The organism is Citrobacter sp. Cpo221 (assembly GCF_030332345.1).
In the GTDB taxonomy this organism is placed as follows: domain Bacteria; phylum Pseudomonadota; class Gammaproteobacteria; order Enterobacterales; family Enterobacteriaceae; genus Citrobacter; species Citrobacter portucalensis.
In genome coordinates, this window is sequence record NZ_JAOWIA010000010.1 from 83,941 (window position 1) to 99,460 (window position 15,520).

Genomic DNA, 15,520 nt, shown 5'->3' on the forward strand with positions numbered 1-15,520 from the left:
TTTGACCAGACAGGGGAGTCCGAAAGCACTTTACTTTACGTCAGTGCCCGGGTAGTACCCCGAATAATAAGCTCGCAGTCCAGTAAACGTGAGCCACTGCTGACGCTCTGCCCTTGTAATTGATCGAGCAGTAACAGCATAGCTTCACGTCCGATATCGAAACGCGGCTGTGCGACGGTTGTCAGGGGTGGATCACAAAATTCCGTGAGCGAAATGTTATCAAAGCCAATAATGGATAAATCGTCAGGGACTTTCAGACCCTGACGTTTGGCGTAAGAGAGTGCGCCCAGCGCCATGACGTCGCTGTGACAAAAGACAGCGGTAGGCGGCTGCGGTAGTTCAAGGAGCTGCTTCAACGCATTGGCTCCCGCTTCATAGGTAAAGTCACCGCGCGCGATAAAATGCGGATCGACCGTAATTCCGCTGCGGCGTAATGCCTGAACGTAGCCTTGCAGACGGTAATGGCACAGCGGCATATCTTCGGGGCCGGCGATACAGCCAATGCGTTTATGCCCCAGTTCCAGCAGATAATTCATCGCGTTAAAGGCGGCGGTGAGGTTATCAATGTGCACGGTGGGGAGTTCCAGCTCTGGCGCGAACTCGTTGGACATGACCATCGGCGGTAAATTGCGCTGCTCTTCCACGCTGGCATCAAACGGCAGGCGCGAGCTGAGCAGTACCATGCCATCGATCTGCTTGGTGATAATGAGGTTAAGAAACGTCTTTTCCTGTTGGTTCTGGTGCGCGCAGTCGCCAATAAGCACCAGGTATCCCTGTTCTGCGGCAGTCACTTCAATGCCACGAATCACTTCGCTAAAAAACGGATCGCAGATATCCGGCACAATCACCAGAATGGTACGCGACTCATTACGCTTAACGTTACGTCCCATTGATTGGGGTAGATATCCCACTTCCAGCGCTGCCTGCTCAACCTTGTTACGGGTTGACTGCGAGACTTTGTCCGGGTTCATTAATGCGCGGGATACGGTTGCCGTTGAGACTTTCGCCTTCAGAGCAACATCTTTCATCGTAGCGGCGGCAACCTGCTTATTCGGTTTCACTCTTTCTCCTCGCCAGAGAGCTGCTGGCACAGACTCGTCCCTGGATAACCTTCATCTGAAACATTTTTATCAGATAGTGAATGGAAGCGGTTACAGAATTTTCATAAAAAGTGTGATGGATCTTTAATTTTACGATCCGCCTCGCATCGTGAGGGGTTATCCCTCGATGGGATCGACATCCAGCACCCATTTAACCTTGCGTGCATCGGGTAGCGTATTGATCAGTGCCAGCGTGCCGCTGACGATATGTTGCAGGCGAATTCGTGATGGATGTTGCAACAATATTTGCCAACGATAACGACCACCGCGTTTGGGCGCCAGTGCGGGAACCGGGCCGAGCACCCAGAGTTTGTCATCGGCCAACGGGCTGGCTTGAATGAGATTCCGTAGTTGCTGCAAGAACATTGGTGCATGCTGGTTGTTATGATCTTCTGCCCGCACGATCACATGGCTGGTCCACGGTGGAAGCTGGAGCGTTTGTCGCTCGGCCAGCGCCTGTTCGGCAAACGCGTCATAGCCTTTATACAGCAAGGTTTGCAGCAGCGGATGTTCAGGATGGTGCGTTTGCAGCACCACTTCGCCTTGCTTCCCGGCGCGTCCGGCACGGCCAGAGACCTGCGTATAGAGCTGGGCGAAGCGTTCTGCTGACCGGAAATCTGCGGAGAATAGCGCGCCGTCAACGTCCAGCAGCGCCACCAGAGTGACGTCCGGGAAGTGGTGGCCTTTGGCCAGCATTTGCGTGCCTATAAGTATTCGTGCGCCGCCGCGATGCACTTCCGCCAGATGCTGCTCCAGCGACCCTTTACGGCTGGTGGTGTCGCGATCTATACGTGAAATTGGCACACCGGGGAAAAAAGGTGCCAGAGCCTGCTCAAGCTGTTCGGTGCCGAGTCCTACCGGAACCATATGCGTCGAACCGCAGGAAGGGCACTGACGCGGTATTGGGCGCTGGCTGTCGCAGTGGTGGCAACGCAGGTGGTGCTGCGCCTGATGTAGCGTGTAGTAATGATCGCAACGCGGACATTCGGCAATCCAACCACAGTCGTGGCACAGCAGCGCAGGCGCAAAACCACGACGGTTCAAAAACAGGATCACCTGGTTATCCGCCTGCAGGTGCTGACGCATACGGGCGATCAGCGCAGGGGCTAGACCGGCCTGCACCTGCTGACCTTTGAGATCCAGCACGTGCTGAGTGGCTGGGCGCGCATTTCCGGCGCGGCGCGTCAGGCGCAGCATGCGGTATTTGTTCTGCCGCACGTTGCACAGCGTTTCCAGCGCCGGGGTGGCTGAGCCGAGAATAATCGGGATCTGCTCGCTATGGGCGCGGTAAACCGCGAGGTCGCGCGCATGATAGCGCCAGCCTTCCTGCTGTTTATAAGAGCTGTCGTGTTCTTCGTCGATGACAATCACGCCGAGATTTTTAAACGGCGTAAACAGCGACGAGCGTGTGCCGATAACAATCGCCGCCTCGCCGTTTTTGGCTTTCAGCCAGGCTGAAAGACGTTCGCTGTCGTTTAAACCAGAGTGCAGGACTTCGACCGGCGCATTGAAGCGTTCGCGAAAACGGGCAATAGTTTGCGGCGTCAGGCCAATCTCCGGCACCATCACCAGCGCCTGCTTGCCCTGGGCAAGGACGTTTTCCAGAACGCTGAGATAGACTTCTGTTTTGCCTGATCCCGTTACGCCCGCTAATAGCCAGGCGCTAAAACTGTCTGAGGCGCTGTGAATCGCCCCGACGGCGGTGGCCTGCTCGGTGTTCAGCCGCAGACGCTCACCGGAAACCGCGTAGTGCGTACGCCAGTCGCTAAAGCCTGGTGTTTCGCTCGCCAGATCGCACAGCCCTTTTTTCCGCAGTGCCTGTAATGCGGCATCATTAAATTCCAGTTCAGCCACCTGGTCGCGCCAGATTTTCCCCTGGCGTAGCGCAGCTAGCGCCTGTTGCTGCTTGGGAGAACGCTTTAGGCTGTTGAGGTCAATAACCTGGCCTTCTTCAGTGGCAAACCAGTACCACATGGGCGCGTTTGTCGCCGGGCGTCCCTGGCGCAGTAAAATTGGCAGAGCGTGAAACAGTACGTCACCGATGGGATGATGATAATAATCAGCCGCCCACAACAGCAGACGCCAGACAGAGGTCGAGTAGACCGGTTCGCTGTCCAGCACTTCTAGAACGGCTTTCAATTCGCTCCGCGGCAGTTCACTGTGCTCGCTGACGGAAAGGACGATACCCACGCGCTCCTGCTGCTTGCCAAAGGGCACGCGTACACGACACCCGGCTTTGGCACTCAAGCCTTCCGGCAGGAGGTAGTCAAAGGTGCGAGGTAGCGGAACAGGTAAGGCAACGTGCGCAACGGGCATTGAATCATCCTGACTTGAAATCTGGCGGGTTAGTATACACATTAGTGGAGGGTAGAATGCGGATCAGTTTGCATGAGCAGGTTAATTTCTGTATGATTCGCCGCCTTTGATGCAAATTGATTGCGTCAAATACTGACCATTACCCGAGAGTTTCGCGCTGCTGGAAGGCGGCAAGCGAGCGAATCTCTGGGAGCATAGTGAACTATGTGACCAGAGTGAGTGAACGCAGGCAACGCATCAGCAGTGTGAAAGGTGACGGGGAATAATTAACATCGCGTGGTGTCTGGCGTTAGGGCTGGAAGAGCGACGCGGCCTTAAACCGAGGTTTTCCCATGAAAAAAGATATTCACCCGAAATACGAAGAAATTACTGCAAACTGCTCTTGCGGTAACGTCATGAAAATCCGCTCTACCGTCGGTCACGATCTGAACCTGGACGTGTGCGGTCAGTGCCACCCGTTCTATACTGGCAAGCAGCGTGATGTTGCTACCGGTGGCCGTGTTGATCGCTTCAACAAGCGTTTCAGCATCCCAGGCAGCAAGTAAGTTTCAGCTGTCAGAAAAAAGCGCCTTATGGCGCTTTTTTTGTTTCTGCGCTTCAGAACTGAAATATATATTGATGTATTGAATAATCTATTTTATTCAATAAATAAAACGGTGTTTTATTTTTTCGATAAAATATTGCAACTGGTGATCTGCGTCCTTTTTATCTTCTGTCTTTTGCCACTTTTACCAGCTCCTGGCAAAATACCAAAGGTTTCTGCTTTCTTTCTAAAATACACTTTCGTGGAAATATAAAATTAATCTAAAAGCCTTTTTGTTTTCCCATTTTATGGACAAACGAGATGGGTTATTTCCGTTGTTGAGTGTGAAGAGGGATTGTCATGAAATTTAAATCTGCGTTATTACTGATTCCATTATTCTCTGCGGCCGCACAGGCGGGTTATGTTGATTACCGACATGAATATTATGACGATGGACGTAATTACGATCGTGTGTATATGTCTCACCGTTTTGCCACGGGTTTTGGTGTCGCAGTCGAAGCCATTTCTCGTTCCGAAAACACGCAGTCAAATGATGCGTGGAATAATATGGAAAGTAACGGTAACGAGTATACCGCAAGCTACCAGTTCACATGGCAGGGTCTTGTCTGGCAGCCCGGCATTGCGATCGAAACGGGCGATAATATCGCGATTTATAAGCCTTATATCCGCGTGCAGTACAACATCAACGACAACTGGTGGACCGCGTTCCGCTATCGTCAGGAGTACATGCGCAGAAACACTGACGGCAAAGATGACCGCATGGTCTATCGTCCGGAAGCCTGGCTTGGTTATAACGTCAATGACTGGATGTTTGAGCTAAATGGTATTTATAAAATTGCCGATAGCGAAGATTTATATAACAACCGGAAAGATGATTATGAATATAACTTCCGCGTGGCGTATAAACTAGGCTCATGGGTTCCATTTGTTGAAGTTGGCAACGTTTCCTCGGGTTATAACACTACCACTACAGACGATCGTCAGACCCGTTATCGTGTCGGTCTTGGTTATAACTTCTAATCGGTAATAGTTTTCGTATTGGCTGATTACGTCGATAAGCATAGTTTGTGTGAATAATATGTCTAAGGAGTTGACATCATGTCTAATGATGGAACTATTATCGGAAATAATGAAACCACTGCCGTCAGGCCTTTCGGAATTAGAGATAAAATCGGTTATTTATGTGGTGACCTCGGAACCTGTTTTATTCTTGGCTTAGTTAATAGTTTTTTAATGATTTATTACACTAACGTCCTCGGTATTTCCGGCGTTATTGTTGGCTCACTCTATTTTGTGACCAAACTCTTTGATGCGTTCGTTGATGTTGGTGTAGGGCGCTTATGCGATACCTCTAAACTGACGGTACATGGACGTTTCAACCCGTGGGTGCGTCGCATGAAGTATCCATTTTGCATCATTGCGGTTGTCCTGTTCCTGCCGTTTGTGAATGATTTTTCTTATACGGCGAAAATCATCTACATCTGTTGCTCCTATTTCATTTACGGTTCGCTGTTATCGACCGTGAGTATTCCGTACGGTGCTATGTCTGCGGCGATTAGCTCGAATCCGGATGATCGTGTATCGCTTTCAACCTGGCGTAGCGTTGGGTCAGCAATTGGCGGTGGGGCAACTGGCTTTTTCATTCCGATCCTGATGTACACCACCCTGGTGGACGGAAGCCAGGTGATTTCCGGGCAACACTTCTTCTGGATTTCCATTGGTTGCGCAGTGCTGGGCTTGATCTTTTTATCCTTGACCTGTCATTTAACGACGGAGCGCGTGCGCGTGGAGAGAAAAGAGAGCATGCCCGTTTCGGTGTTGCTGAAGGGACTGGCACGCAATAAGGCGCTGATTGTTTTAGTGGTTGTGGATTTGCTGATTGTAATTAATCAGGGGTTGTCCGGTACCAACATGACTTACCTGTTTAATGACTATTTCCACAATAAAGAGGCGATGTCAGTCGCGTTGCTGTTTACCTTTGGTTCCCTGGTTTTGCTGGCGCCATCGGCATCCTGGCTCACGAAGCGGTTTGGTAAAAAAGAAGCCAGCGTAGGCGCGTTGCTTTTTGCCGTGGTCATGTATGTGATTATGTACTTTGTCCACATTACGGATGCAAAGGTCTATCTGGTTTTCTTGTTCCTGGCGACACTGGGTGCAGGGTTATTCAACCTGATGATTTGGGCGTTTATGACTGATGTTTGTGACTACCATCAGTATGTCACTGGCGATCGCGAGGATGGCACGGTTTATGGTGTGAACTTCTTTGCGCGCAAGGTTGGTCAGGCATGCGCAGGGGCGATTGGTGGCTTTATGTTGGCTATCATTGGCTATCAATCATCGTCAACAGGTGGTGCAGTGCAAACCAGCATTGTGCAGGAAAATATTTATACGATGGCGAATCTCTTGCCGGCGCTATGCCTGTTTTTGGCGGCGGTCATTCTGATTTATTTCTATCCATTGAACCGTACGGAAACGCTCAAAATGGAAGAAACATTGAATAAACTCAATGGTATTAGTAAGTAACACAGTGAGAAAAGGCGGGAGCATTCCCGCCTCTACACGCCCATTGCTGTTCTAACTATCAGTATTCCCACGTTTCCGGGTTGATACCCAGTTCACGCATGATTACCTTTGCTTCTTCCGGGATTTCATCACTGCGTTCTTTACGCAGGTCGTCATCGTTGGGTAAGGGTTGCCCAGTAAAAGCATGCAGAAACGCTTCACACAGCAGTTCACTGTTGGTGGCGTGGCGCAGGTTGTTCACCTGACGACGCGTGCGTTCATCGGTAAGGATTTTTAACACCTTCAGAGGAATGGAAACCGTAATTTTTTTGACTTGCTCACTCTTCTTACCGTGCTCAGCGTATGGGCTGATATATTCGCCGCTCCATTCAGCCATGAGATACCTAATCCTCTTCGTCATTAATATTGAGGCCAGAACCTGAGCCCGGACCATAATTGCGCGTAGTTTATCGTAGTGGCGTGGCCCTGACACGAAGTAAGCCGACGCAGATGTACGCTAATGCATATAATTTTAACGGCTATTTCCAGTTTGCTCAATCTATACGCAAAGAAGTTTAGATGTCCAGATGTATTGACGGCTATCGTAACTATGATTACTCTGGTGTCTGACTTTTCACCGACTCAGCCAGGATCTCCTCAATATGACGCGTAAACAGGCCACCATCGCAGTGCGTAGCGGGTTAAATGACGACGAACAGTACGGTTGCGTTGTCCCGCCGATTCACCTCTCCAGCACCTATAACTTTACCGGATTTAATGAACCTCGCGCCCATGACTATTCGCGTCGCGGCAACCCAACGCGCGATGTTGTTCAGCGTGCGCTGGCGGAACTGGAAGGCGGTGCTGGTGCTGTGCTGACCAATACTGGCATGTCGGCGATTCATCTGGTGACCACGGTCTTCCTCAAGCCAGGCGATCTGCTGGTCGCACCGCATGACTGCTACGGCGGGAGCTATCGACTGTTTGACAGTCTGGCAAAACGTGGCTGTTACCGCGTCCTGTTTGTCGATCAAGGAGATGAGCAGGCATTGCAGGCCGCATTGGCGGAAAAACCGAAGCTGGTGCTGGTAGAAAGCCCAAGCAACCCGCTGCTGCGCGTGGTGGATATTGCGAAAATCTGTCAGCTGGCGCGTGAAGCTGGCGCGGTCAGCGTGGTCGACAACACTTTTTTAAGCCCGGCACTGCAAAATCCACTGGCATTGGGCGCCGATCTGGTGTTGCATTCATGCACGAAATATTTAAACGGTCACTCAGACGTGGTGGCTGGTGTTGTGATAGCGAAAGATCCGGAAACGGTCACTGAACTGGCATGGTGGGCGAATAATATTGGTGTGACCGGCGGCGCGTTTGATAGTTATCTGCTGTTGCGCGGCCTGCGTACTCTGTCTCCTCGAATGGAGGTGGCGCAACGTAATGCTCAGGCGATAGTCGATTATCTGCAAACTCAGCCGCTGGTGAAAAAATTGTATCACCCGTCATTGCCGGATAATCAGGGCCATGAGATTGCTGCGCGTCAGCAAAAAGGCTTTGGCGCGATGTTAAGTTTTGAACTGGATGGCGATGAGCAAACGCTGCGCCGTTTCCTCGGCGGGTTGTCATTGTTTACGCTGGCGGAATCGTTAGGGGGCGTTGAAAGTTTGATCTCCCACGCCGCAACCATGACACACGCGGGCATGGCACCAGAAGCGCGTGCTGCTGCCGGGATTTCCGAAACGCTGCTGCGTATCTCCACCGGTATTGAAGATGGCGAAGATTTAATTGCCGACCTGGAAAATGGCTTCCGGGCTGCAAACAAGGGGTAAACATGAGTGTGATTGCGCAGGCAGGGGCGAAGGGTCGTCAACTGCACAAATTTGGTGGTAGTAGTCTGGCAGACGTGAAATGTTATCTGCGTGTCGCAGGCATTATGGCGGATTACTCGCAGCCTGATGACATGATGGTTGTTTCAGCCGCAGGCAGTACCACTAACCAGTTGATTAGCTGGCTGAAATTAAGCCAGACCGATCGCCTTTCTGCGCATCAGGTTCAACAGGCGTTACGTCGCTATCAAAGTGAGCTTATCAGCGGTTTGTTACCTCCTGAGGTAGCGGATGGACTGATTGGCGCGTTTATTCACGATCTGGAGCGTCTGGCCGGATTACTCGACAGCGGTGTGAACGATGCCGTCTATGCTGAGGTTGTTGGGCATGGTGAGGTATGGTCCGCGCGTTTGATGTCTGCGGTCCTTAACCAACAGGGGCTGGAGTCAGCCTGGCTGGATGCGCGCGATTTTTTACGTGCTGAACGCGGTGCCCAGCCGCAGGTAGATGAAGGTCTTTCTTACCCGCTGCTACAGCAACTGCTGGCGCAGCATCCGGGTAAACGGCTGGTGGTTACCGGCTTTATTAGCCGCAGCAATTCCGGTGAAACGGTCCTGCTGGGGCGTAACGGCTCCGACTACTCGGCGACGCAGGTTGGCGCGCTGGCGGGCGTTTCTCGCGTAACTATCTGGAGCGATGTCGCCGGGGTTTACAGCGCGGATCCGCGTAAAGTAAAAGACGCCTGTTTGCTGCCGCTGCTGCGTCTGGATGAAGCCAGCGAACTGGCGCGTCTGGCGGCACCGGTTCTCCATGCCCGTACCTTACAGCCGGTTTCCGGTAGCGATATCGATCTCCAGCTGCGTTGTAGCTATACGCCGGAGCAGGGTTCAACGCGCATTGAACGCGTACTAGCCTCCGGTACCGGGGCGCGTATTGTGACCAGTCATGATGACGTCTGCCTGATTGAGTTTTTGGTTCCGACTGGCCAGGACTTTAAGCTGGCTTATAAAGAGATTGATCAGGTTTTAAAACGTACCCAGGTGCGTCCGCTGGCAGTGGGTGTGCATCCTGACCGCCAACTGCTGCAATTTTGCTATACCTCCGAAGTCGCCGATGGCGCACTAAAAATTCTGGATGAAGCTGGTCTGCCAGGCGAGCTGCGTCTGCGCCAGGGGCTGGCGCTGGTGGCGATGGTCGGGGCGGGCGTCACTCGTAACCCGCTGCACTGCCACCGTTTCTGGCAACAGTTGAAAGGTCAGCCGGTTGAATTCACCTGGCAGTCGGAAGAGGGTATCAGCCTGGTCGCGGTACTGCGTACTGGGCCAACGGAGAGCCTGATTCAGGGTCTGCATCAGTCAATCTTCCGTGCGGAAAAACGCATTGGTCTGGTGCTGTTCGGCAAAGGCAACATTGGCTCGCGCTGGCTGGAGCTGTTCGCTCGCGAGCAGAGCACGCTCTCGGCGCGCACCGGATTAGAGTTTGTGCTGGCGGGTGTGGTTGATAGCCGTCGTAGTCTGCTGAATTACGAAGGGCTGGATGCCAGCCGCGCGTTAGCTTTCTTTGATGACGAGGCAGTAGAGCAGGATGAAGAGTCTCTATTCCTGTGGATGCGTGCTCACCCGTATGATGATTTAGTGGTGCTGGACGTTACTGCCAGCGAGCAACTGGCGGATCAGTATCTGGATTTTGCCAGCCATGGTTTCCACGTTATCAGCGCCAACAAACTGGCGGGGGCGAGCAGCAGTCATAATTATCGCCAAATTCATGACGCTTTTGAAAAAACCGGTCGCCACTGGTTGTATAACGCCACCGTGGGTGCAGGCTTGCCGATCAACCATACCGTGCGCGATCTGATTGATAGCGGAGATACCATTCTGTCGATCAGCGGGATCTTCTCAGGCACGTTGTCGTGGTTGTTCCTGCAATTTGATGGCACGGTCCCGTTCACCGATCTGGTGGATCAGGCGTGGCAACAGGGTCTGACTGAACCCGATCCGCGCGTAGATCTTTCCGGCAAAGATGTGATGCGTAAGCTGGTGATTCTGGCGCGTGAAGCGGGTTACGACATCGAACCGGACCAGGTTCGCGTGGAATCGCTGGTGCCTGCGCACTGTGAAGAAGGCTCTATTGACCATTTCTTTGAGAATGGCGATGAGCTGAACGAGCAGATGGTGCAGCGTCTGGAAGCGGCGCGTGAAATGGGGCTGGTGCTGCGCTATGTGGCGCGTTTTGATGCTAACGGTAAAGCGCGCGTTGGTGTTGAAGCGGTTCGTCCTGAACACCCGCTGGCGGCGCTGTTGCCGTGTGATAACGTATTCGCCATTGAAAGCCGCTGGTATCGCGATAACCCGCTGGTGATCCGTGGACCGGGCGCAGGTCGTGACGTCACCGCCGGCGCTATTCAGTCAGACATCAACCGTCTGGCGCAGCTGCTGTAGTTTTTGTTGCCGGATGATCCGGCCGACGGTTCGTTTGTGACCCTGGCCGGATAAAATACGTCAACAGCCTTCTGCATAATCACTTCAACTCTCATCCTGGGTTAAACCTACCCGTATTGCGTCTTACCCGCGCTCTGGCCAGAGGCGAGGCTGTCACCGCTCTCGTTAACGGCTTGCAGACGGTCGTGCCGCAATCCCCCATCTTTCAGGCTGATGTGAATTTTTTTCACGTTGGCTGAGTATTCCTCACCTTTAACGATGATTTTTGTGTTGACGCCAGCGTGCTTTTCCGTCATTTTTACATCTAGACGTCTAAACGTATAGCAGTTCACAACACAACATATAACGACAAAAGATTGATGAGGTAAGGTATGAGCTTTTTTCACGCCAACCAGCGGGAAGCCCTGAATCAGAGCCTGGCGGAAGTGCAGGGTCAGATTAACGTTTCATTTGAGTTTTTCCCGCCGCGCACCAGTGAAATGGAGCAAACCCTGTGGAATTCCATCGATCGCCTGAGCAGCCTGAAGCCGAAGTTTGTTTCAGTCACCTACGGTGCAAACTCTGGTGAGCGCGACCGCACGCACAGCATTATTAAAGGTATTAAGGATCGCACGGGTCTTGAAGCGGCTCCGCACCTGACCTGTATTGATGCAACCCGCGATGAGCTGCGGACCATTGCTCAGGACTACTGGAATAACGGTATTCGTCATATTGTTGCTCTGCGCGGTGACTTGCCGCCGGGAAGCGGTAAACCGGATATGTATGCCTCTGACCTGGTGACTCTGCTGAAAGACGTTGCGGATTTTGATATCTCCGTTGCGGCTTATCCGGAAGTACACCCGGAAGCGAAGAGCGCTCAGGCCGATCTGCTGAACCTGAAGCGGAAGGTAGATGCCGGTGCAAACCGCGCGATCACCCAGTTTTTCTTCGATGTAGAAAGCTATCTGCGTTTTCGTGATCGCTGCGTGTCTGCGGGTATCGATGTGGAAATTATTCCGGGCATCTTGCCGGTATCTAACTTTAAACAGGCGAAAAAATTTGCCGATATGACCAATGTTCGTATCCCTTCCTGGATGTCGACCATGTTTGATGGTCTGGATGATGATGCCGAAACCCGTAAGCTGGTGGGTGCGAATATTGCCATGGACATGGTGAAGATCCTCAGTCGCGAAGGGGTGAAAGATTTTCACTTCTATACGCTCAACCGCGCCGAGATGAGCTACGCAATTTGTCACACACTGGGTGTAAGACCGAATTAAACAGATGCCCCAGCCCTCTACGGAGGGCTTTTTTTTGATCATTTTGATCTACATCTCTGTAACTTAAAATATAAAAGGAATTAGCTATCGAATCTGTGGGTTATTTCGACTATATCTTATCTCTGGTGGTGTATATCGTAGTCAGAACACTGTAAAGGGAGCATATAGATGAGCATGTCCGACGATAGCCAGAACGCATCAACTGCCGGTAAGTGTCCTTTTCATCAGGGCGGTCACGATCAGAGCGCGGGAGCAGGAACGAATAACCGCGACTGGTGGCCAAATCAACTCCGCGTTGATCTTTTAAACCAACATTCTAATCGTTCGAACCCGCTGGGTGAGGACTTCGACTACCGTAAAGAGTTTAGCAAACTCGACTATTCTGCCCTGAAAGGGGATCTCAGAGCCCTTCTGTCCGAATCTCAACCGTGGTGGCCCGCTGACTGGGGAACCTATGCCGGATTATTTATCCGCATGGCATGGCACGGTGCAGGGACCTATCGCTCCATCGATGGACGCGGTGGCGCGGGTCGCGGACAGCAGCGTTTTGCTCCACTGAACTCCTGGCCAGATAACGTCAGCCTGGATAAAGCGCGTCGCCTGCTGTGGCCTATCAAGCAGAAATATGGTCAGAAAATATCCTGGGCCGACCTGTTTATCCTCGCGGGCAACGTGGCGCTGGAAAACTCCGGCTTCCGCACCTTCGGCTTCGGTGCTGGTCGTGAAGATGTCTGGGAACCGGATCTCGACGTAAACTGGGGTGATGAAAAAGCCTGGCTGACCCACCGTCACCCGGAAGAGCTGGCGAAAGCGCCTTTGGGCGCGACCGAAATGGGTCTTATCTATGTAAACCCAGAAGGGCCGGACCATAGCGGCGAACCGCTCTCAGCGGCAGCGGCGATTCGTGCGACCTTCGGTAACATGGGCATGAACGACGAAGAAACCGTGGCGCTGATTGGCGGCGGTCATACGTTGGGCAAAACCCACGGCGCAGCACCGGCTTCGCACGTTGGCGCCGATCCAGAATCCGCGCCGATTGAAGCGCAGGGCCTGGGCTGGGCCAGCAGCTACGGCAGCGGCGCGGGTGCAGACGCAATTACTTCCGGTCTGGAAGTTGTGTGGACGCAGACGCCGACCCAATGGAGCAACTATTTCTTCGAGAACCTGTTCAAATACGAGTGGGTACAAACTCGCAGTCCGGCAGGCGCGATTCAGTTTGAAGCCGTTGACGCACCAGAAATTATTCCCGATCCGTTTGATCCATCGAAAAAACGTAAGCCGACGATGCTGGTTACCGACCTGACGCTGCGTTTTGATCCTGAGTTCGAAAAGATCTCCCGCCGTTTCCTGAACGATCCGCAGGCGTTTAACGAAGCGTTTGCCCGTGCATGGTTTAAGCTGACGCACCGTGATATGGGGCCAAAATCGCGCTACATCGGACCGGAAGTACCAAAAGAAGATCTGATTTGGCAAGACCCGCTGCCGCATGCGTTCTTCAACCCAAGCGAAGAAGATATTCTGAAGCTGAAGGCGACCATCGCCGCTTCCGGGTTGTCCGTGGGCGAACTGGTATCGGTAGCGTGGGCTTCCGCATCAACTTTCCGCGGTGGGGATAAACGTGGCGGCGCTAACGGTGCGCGTCTGGCGCTGGACCCACAGCGTGGCTGGGATGTGAATGCTACCGCGGCACGCGTACTGCCTGTGCTGGAAGGCATTTATAAGTCAGCCCATACCGCTTCGTTAGCCGATATTATCGTGCTGGCCGGGGTTGTTGGTATAGAGCAGGCGGCTAGCGCTGCGGGTGTCAGCATCAAAGTACCTTTTGCACCGGGCCGCGTGGATGCGCGCCAGGATCAAACGGATATTGAGATGTTTGAACTGCTCGAGCCGATTGCCGATGGTTTCCGTAACTACCGCTCTCGTCCTGACGTGTCGACCACCGAGTCGCTGCTGATCGATAAAGCACAGCAGCTGACGCTGACCGCACCGGAAATGACTGTGCTGGTGGGCGGTATGCGCGTACTGGGTGCCAACTTCGACGGCAGCCAGCATGGCGTCTTTACCGATCGTCCAGGCGTACTCAGCACTGACTTCTTCGTCAATCTGCTGGATATGCGTCATGAGTGGAAGGCGGTTGATGAGTCAAAAGAGCTGTTCGAAGGTCGTGACCGTCTGAGCGGCGAAGTAAAATACACGGCAACCCGCGCCGATCTGGTGTTCGGTTCTAACTCCGTACTGCGCGCAGTGGCTGAAGTTTATGCCTGCAGCGATGCTCACGAGAAGTTTGTGAGAGATTTCGTTTCCGCATGGGTGAAAGTAATGAACCTGGATCGTTTCGATCTGCTGTAACAGCTAATGCCGGATGTCGCTTGCGCGGATCCGGCATGGTATGAATAAAAAAATCCCCGCTTTTGCGGGGATTTTCTATTTGCAGGTTATTCCCACTCTTGCAGGTAACGTTGACCGTACTGATCAGCCACCAGCAGGGCGGCATACACCTGGTCCGGCGTCGCGCCGCCAGGCATGTTGTGGATGGTTTCGCCTTCGGCACAGGCTGCCTCAGCCACAATGCGCATTTTCGCTGGGATATCCTGTTTGATATCCAGTTGCGCCAGGGTAATCGGTAGGCCAACGGAATGGCACAGTGCTGCAACGGTTTCAATTTCATCGACCGGCGCGTTTTCCAGCACCAGCTGCGTCAGCGTACCGAAAGCCACTTTCTCGCCGTGATAGTAGTGATGCGCATCCGGGATTGCGGTCAGACCGTTATGAATGGCGTGAGCCGCTGCCAGACCACCGCTTTCAAAACCGACGCCACTCAGATAGGTGTTGGCTTCAATAACACGTTCCAGTGCTGGTGTAACCACGTGCTGCTCGGCTGCCAGCATCGCTTTTTCACCTTCTTCGATTAGCGTATTAAAGCACAGCTCTGCCAGCGCCAGCGCCGCCTGAGTACACTGACCGCCCGCCATGGTGGTTGCGCCGCTACGTGAACAGGCACGGGCTTCGAACCAGGTCGCCAGCGCATCGCCAATACCCGCAGCTAACAGACGTGCCGGTGCGCCCGCGACAATTTTGGTATCCACAATGACCCTGTCCGGGTTGTTGGGCAGCAGCAGATAGCGATCGAATTCACCGGCATCGGTGTAAATGACGGACAGCGCGCTGCACGGCGCATCGGTAGAGGCGATGGTTGGGGCAATGGCGACAGGCACGCCCATAAAGTGCGCCAGCGCTTTGGCGGTATCCAGCGTTTTACCGCCGCCAATACCAAGTACTGCGCCACACTGCGCTTTTTCTGCCACGCCGCGCAGACGGTCGATTTCGTTTTGTGAACATTCGCCGCCAAACGGTGCAATTTCCAGCGCCAGTCCGGCATCCTGGAAGCTTTTTTCCAGTGCGCCCTGGGCAAAACCTAAGACAAACTTGTCCCCAACGACCAGCCAGCGTTCTGCCAGTGGTTTGAGGTAGCTGCCAAGACGGGTAATAACATCGGCACCCTGGATGTACTTACCAGGTGATTGAATAATGCGATCCATAC

12 protein-coding genes are annotated in these 15,520 nt (G+C 53.0%); 7 read left to right on the top strand and 5 right to left on the bottom strand.

What is annotated here, in order from left to right; translation table 11 throughout:
• Positions 1-35: 35 nt before the first annotated feature.
• Both cytR and priA read right to left on the bottom strand, forming a co-directional pair.
• Positions 36-1,061 carry a DNA-binding transcriptional regulator CytR gene (gene cytR / locus OGY72_RS00475; RefSeq protein ID WP_003825179.1) on the bottom strand — a complete coding sequence of 342 codons (1,026 nt, stop codon included), beginning with the start codon at positions 1,059-1,061 and terminating at the stop codon, positions 36-38.
• 156 nt (positions 1,062-1,217) lie between these two features.
• Positions 1,218-3,416, bottom strand: a complete 2,199-nt coding sequence (gene priA / locus OGY72_RS00480; protein WP_048215183.1) for a primosomal protein N' — start codon at positions 3,414-3,416, stop codon at positions 1,218-1,220.
• Between the two features lie 332 nt (positions 3,417-3,748).
• Here priA and rpmE point away from each other — a divergent pair, with 332 nt between their 5' ends.
• From rpmE to OGY72_RS00495, 3 genes are all read left to right on the top strand, one after another.
• The gene (gene rpmE, locus OGY72_RS00485) at positions 3,749-3,961 is read left to right on the top strand and encodes a 50S ribosomal protein L31 (protein ID WP_008787040.1); all 213 of its coding nucleotides are present in this window, start codon (positions 3,749-3,751) and stop codon (positions 3,959-3,961) included.
• Positions 3,962-4,299: 338 nt separating this feature from the next.
• On the top strand, positions 4,300-4,980 hold the full coding sequence (locus OGY72_RS00490; protein ID WP_003825173.1) for an oligogalacturonate-specific porin KdgM family protein: 681 nt from the start codon (positions 4,300-4,302) through the stop codon (positions 4,978-4,980).
• A 78-nt stretch (positions 4,981-5,058) separates the two neighbouring features.
• The gene (locus OGY72_RS00495; protein WP_003825170.1) at positions 5,059-6,483 is read left to right on the top strand and encodes an MFS transporter; all 1,425 of its coding nucleotides are present in this window, start codon (positions 5,059-5,061) and stop codon (positions 6,481-6,483) included.
• A gap of 58 nt (positions 6,484-6,541) precedes the next feature.
• On the opposite strand, the gene metJ is transcribed toward OGY72_RS00495, so the two are convergent.
• The gene (gene metJ / locus OGY72_RS00500; protein WP_003825168.1) at positions 6,542-6,859 is read right to left on the bottom strand and encodes a met regulon transcriptional regulator MetJ; all 318 of its coding nucleotides are present in this window, start codon (positions 6,857-6,859) and stop codon (positions 6,542-6,544) included.
• 265 nt (positions 6,860-7,124) lie between these two features.
• Between metJ and metB the strand changes: the two genes are divergently transcribed.
• Together metB and OGY72_RS00510 are read left to right on the top strand one after the other, a co-directional pair.
• Positions 7,125-8,285 carry a cystathionine gamma-synthase gene (gene metB, locus OGY72_RS00505; RefSeq protein ID WP_003028818.1) on the top strand — a complete coding sequence of 387 codons (1,161 nt, stop codon included), beginning with the start codon at positions 7,125-7,127 and terminating at the stop codon, positions 8,283-8,285.
• A 2-nt stretch (positions 8,286-8,287) separates the two neighbouring features.
• Entirely contained in the window at positions 8,288-10,720 is a 2,433-nt protein-coding gene (locus tag OGY72_RS00510) for a bifunctional aspartate kinase/homoserine dehydrogenase II (protein WP_003825164.1), read from the top strand.
• A 107-nt stretch (positions 10,721-10,827) separates the two neighbouring features.
• Here OGY72_RS00510 and OGY72_RS00515 read toward each other — a convergent pair whose 3' ends face one another.
• The gene (locus tag OGY72_RS00515; RefSeq protein WP_286546045.1) at positions 10,828-11,016 is read right to left on the bottom strand and encodes a hypothetical protein; all 189 of its coding nucleotides are present in this window, start codon (positions 11,014-11,016) and stop codon (positions 10,828-10,830) included.
• A 75-nt stretch (positions 11,017-11,091) separates the two neighbouring features.
• Here OGY72_RS00515 and metF point away from each other — a divergent pair, with 75 nt between their 5' ends.
• The gene (metF, locus tag OGY72_RS00520) at positions 11,092-11,979 is read left to right on the top strand and encodes a methylenetetrahydrofolate reductase (RefSeq protein WP_003825161.1); all 888 of its coding nucleotides are present in this window, start codon (positions 11,092-11,094) and stop codon (positions 11,977-11,979) included.
• A gap of 168 nt (positions 11,980-12,147) precedes the next feature.
• On the top strand, positions 12,148-14,328 hold the full coding sequence (gene katG / locus OGY72_RS00525) for a catalase/peroxidase HPI (protein ID WP_003825159.1): 2,181 nt from the start codon (positions 12,148-12,150) through the stop codon (positions 14,326-14,328).
• 86 nt (positions 14,329-14,414) lie between these two features.
• Here the strand turns inward: katG and gldA are convergent, their stop codons facing one another.
• Complete coding sequence (gldA, locus tag OGY72_RS00530; protein WP_003825158.1) at positions 14,415-15,518, bottom strand: bifunctional L-1,2-propanediol dehydrogenase/glycerol dehydrogenase; 1,104 nt, start codon at positions 15,516-15,518, stop codon at positions 14,415-14,417.
• Between the last annotated feature and the right edge of the window lie 2 nt (positions 15,519-15,520).

What these genes read in the sequence shown, in the direction of transcription:
- priA (WP_048215183.1), bottom strand. Translation starts at nt 3,416, where the DNA reads ATGCCCGTTGCGCACGTTGCCTTACCTGTTCCGCTACCTCGCACCTTT.
- rpmE (WP_008787040.1), top strand. Translation starts at nt 3,749, where the DNA reads ATGAAAAAAGATATTCACCCGAAATACGAAGAAATTACTGCAAACTGC.
- OGY72_RS00490 (WP_003825173.1), top strand. Translation starts at nt 4,300, where the DNA reads ATGAAATTTAAATCTGCGTTATTACTGATTCCATTATTCTCTGCGGCC.
- OGY72_RS00495 (WP_003825170.1), top strand. Translation starts at nt 5,059, where the DNA reads ATGTCTAATGATGGAACTATTATCGGAAATAATGAAACCACTGCCGTC.
- metJ (WP_003825168.1), bottom strand. Translation starts at nt 6,859, where the DNA reads ATGGCTGAATGGAGCGGCGAATATATCAGCCCATACGCTGAGCACGGT.
- metB (WP_003028818.1), top strand. Translation starts at nt 7,125, where the DNA reads ATGACGCGTAAACAGGCCACCATCGCAGTGCGTAGCGGGTTAAATGAC.
- OGY72_RS00510 (WP_003825164.1), top strand. Translation starts at nt 8,288, where the DNA reads ATGAGTGTGATTGCGCAGGCAGGGGCGAAGGGTCGTCAACTGCACAAA.
- OGY72_RS00515 (WP_286546045.1), bottom strand. Translation starts at nt 11,016, where the DNA reads ATGACGGAAAAGCACGCTGGCGTCAACACAAAAATCATCGTTAAAGGT.
- metF (WP_003825161.1), top strand. Translation starts at nt 11,092, where the DNA reads ATGAGCTTTTTTCACGCCAACCAGCGGGAAGCCCTGAATCAGAGCCTG.
- katG (WP_003825159.1), top strand. Translation starts at nt 12,148, where the DNA reads ATGAGCATGTCCGACGATAGCCAGAACGCATCAACTGCCGGTAAGTGT.
- gldA (WP_003825158.1), bottom strand. Translation starts at nt 15,518, where the DNA reads ATGGATCGCATTATTCAATCACCTGGTAAGTACATCCAGGGTGCCGAT.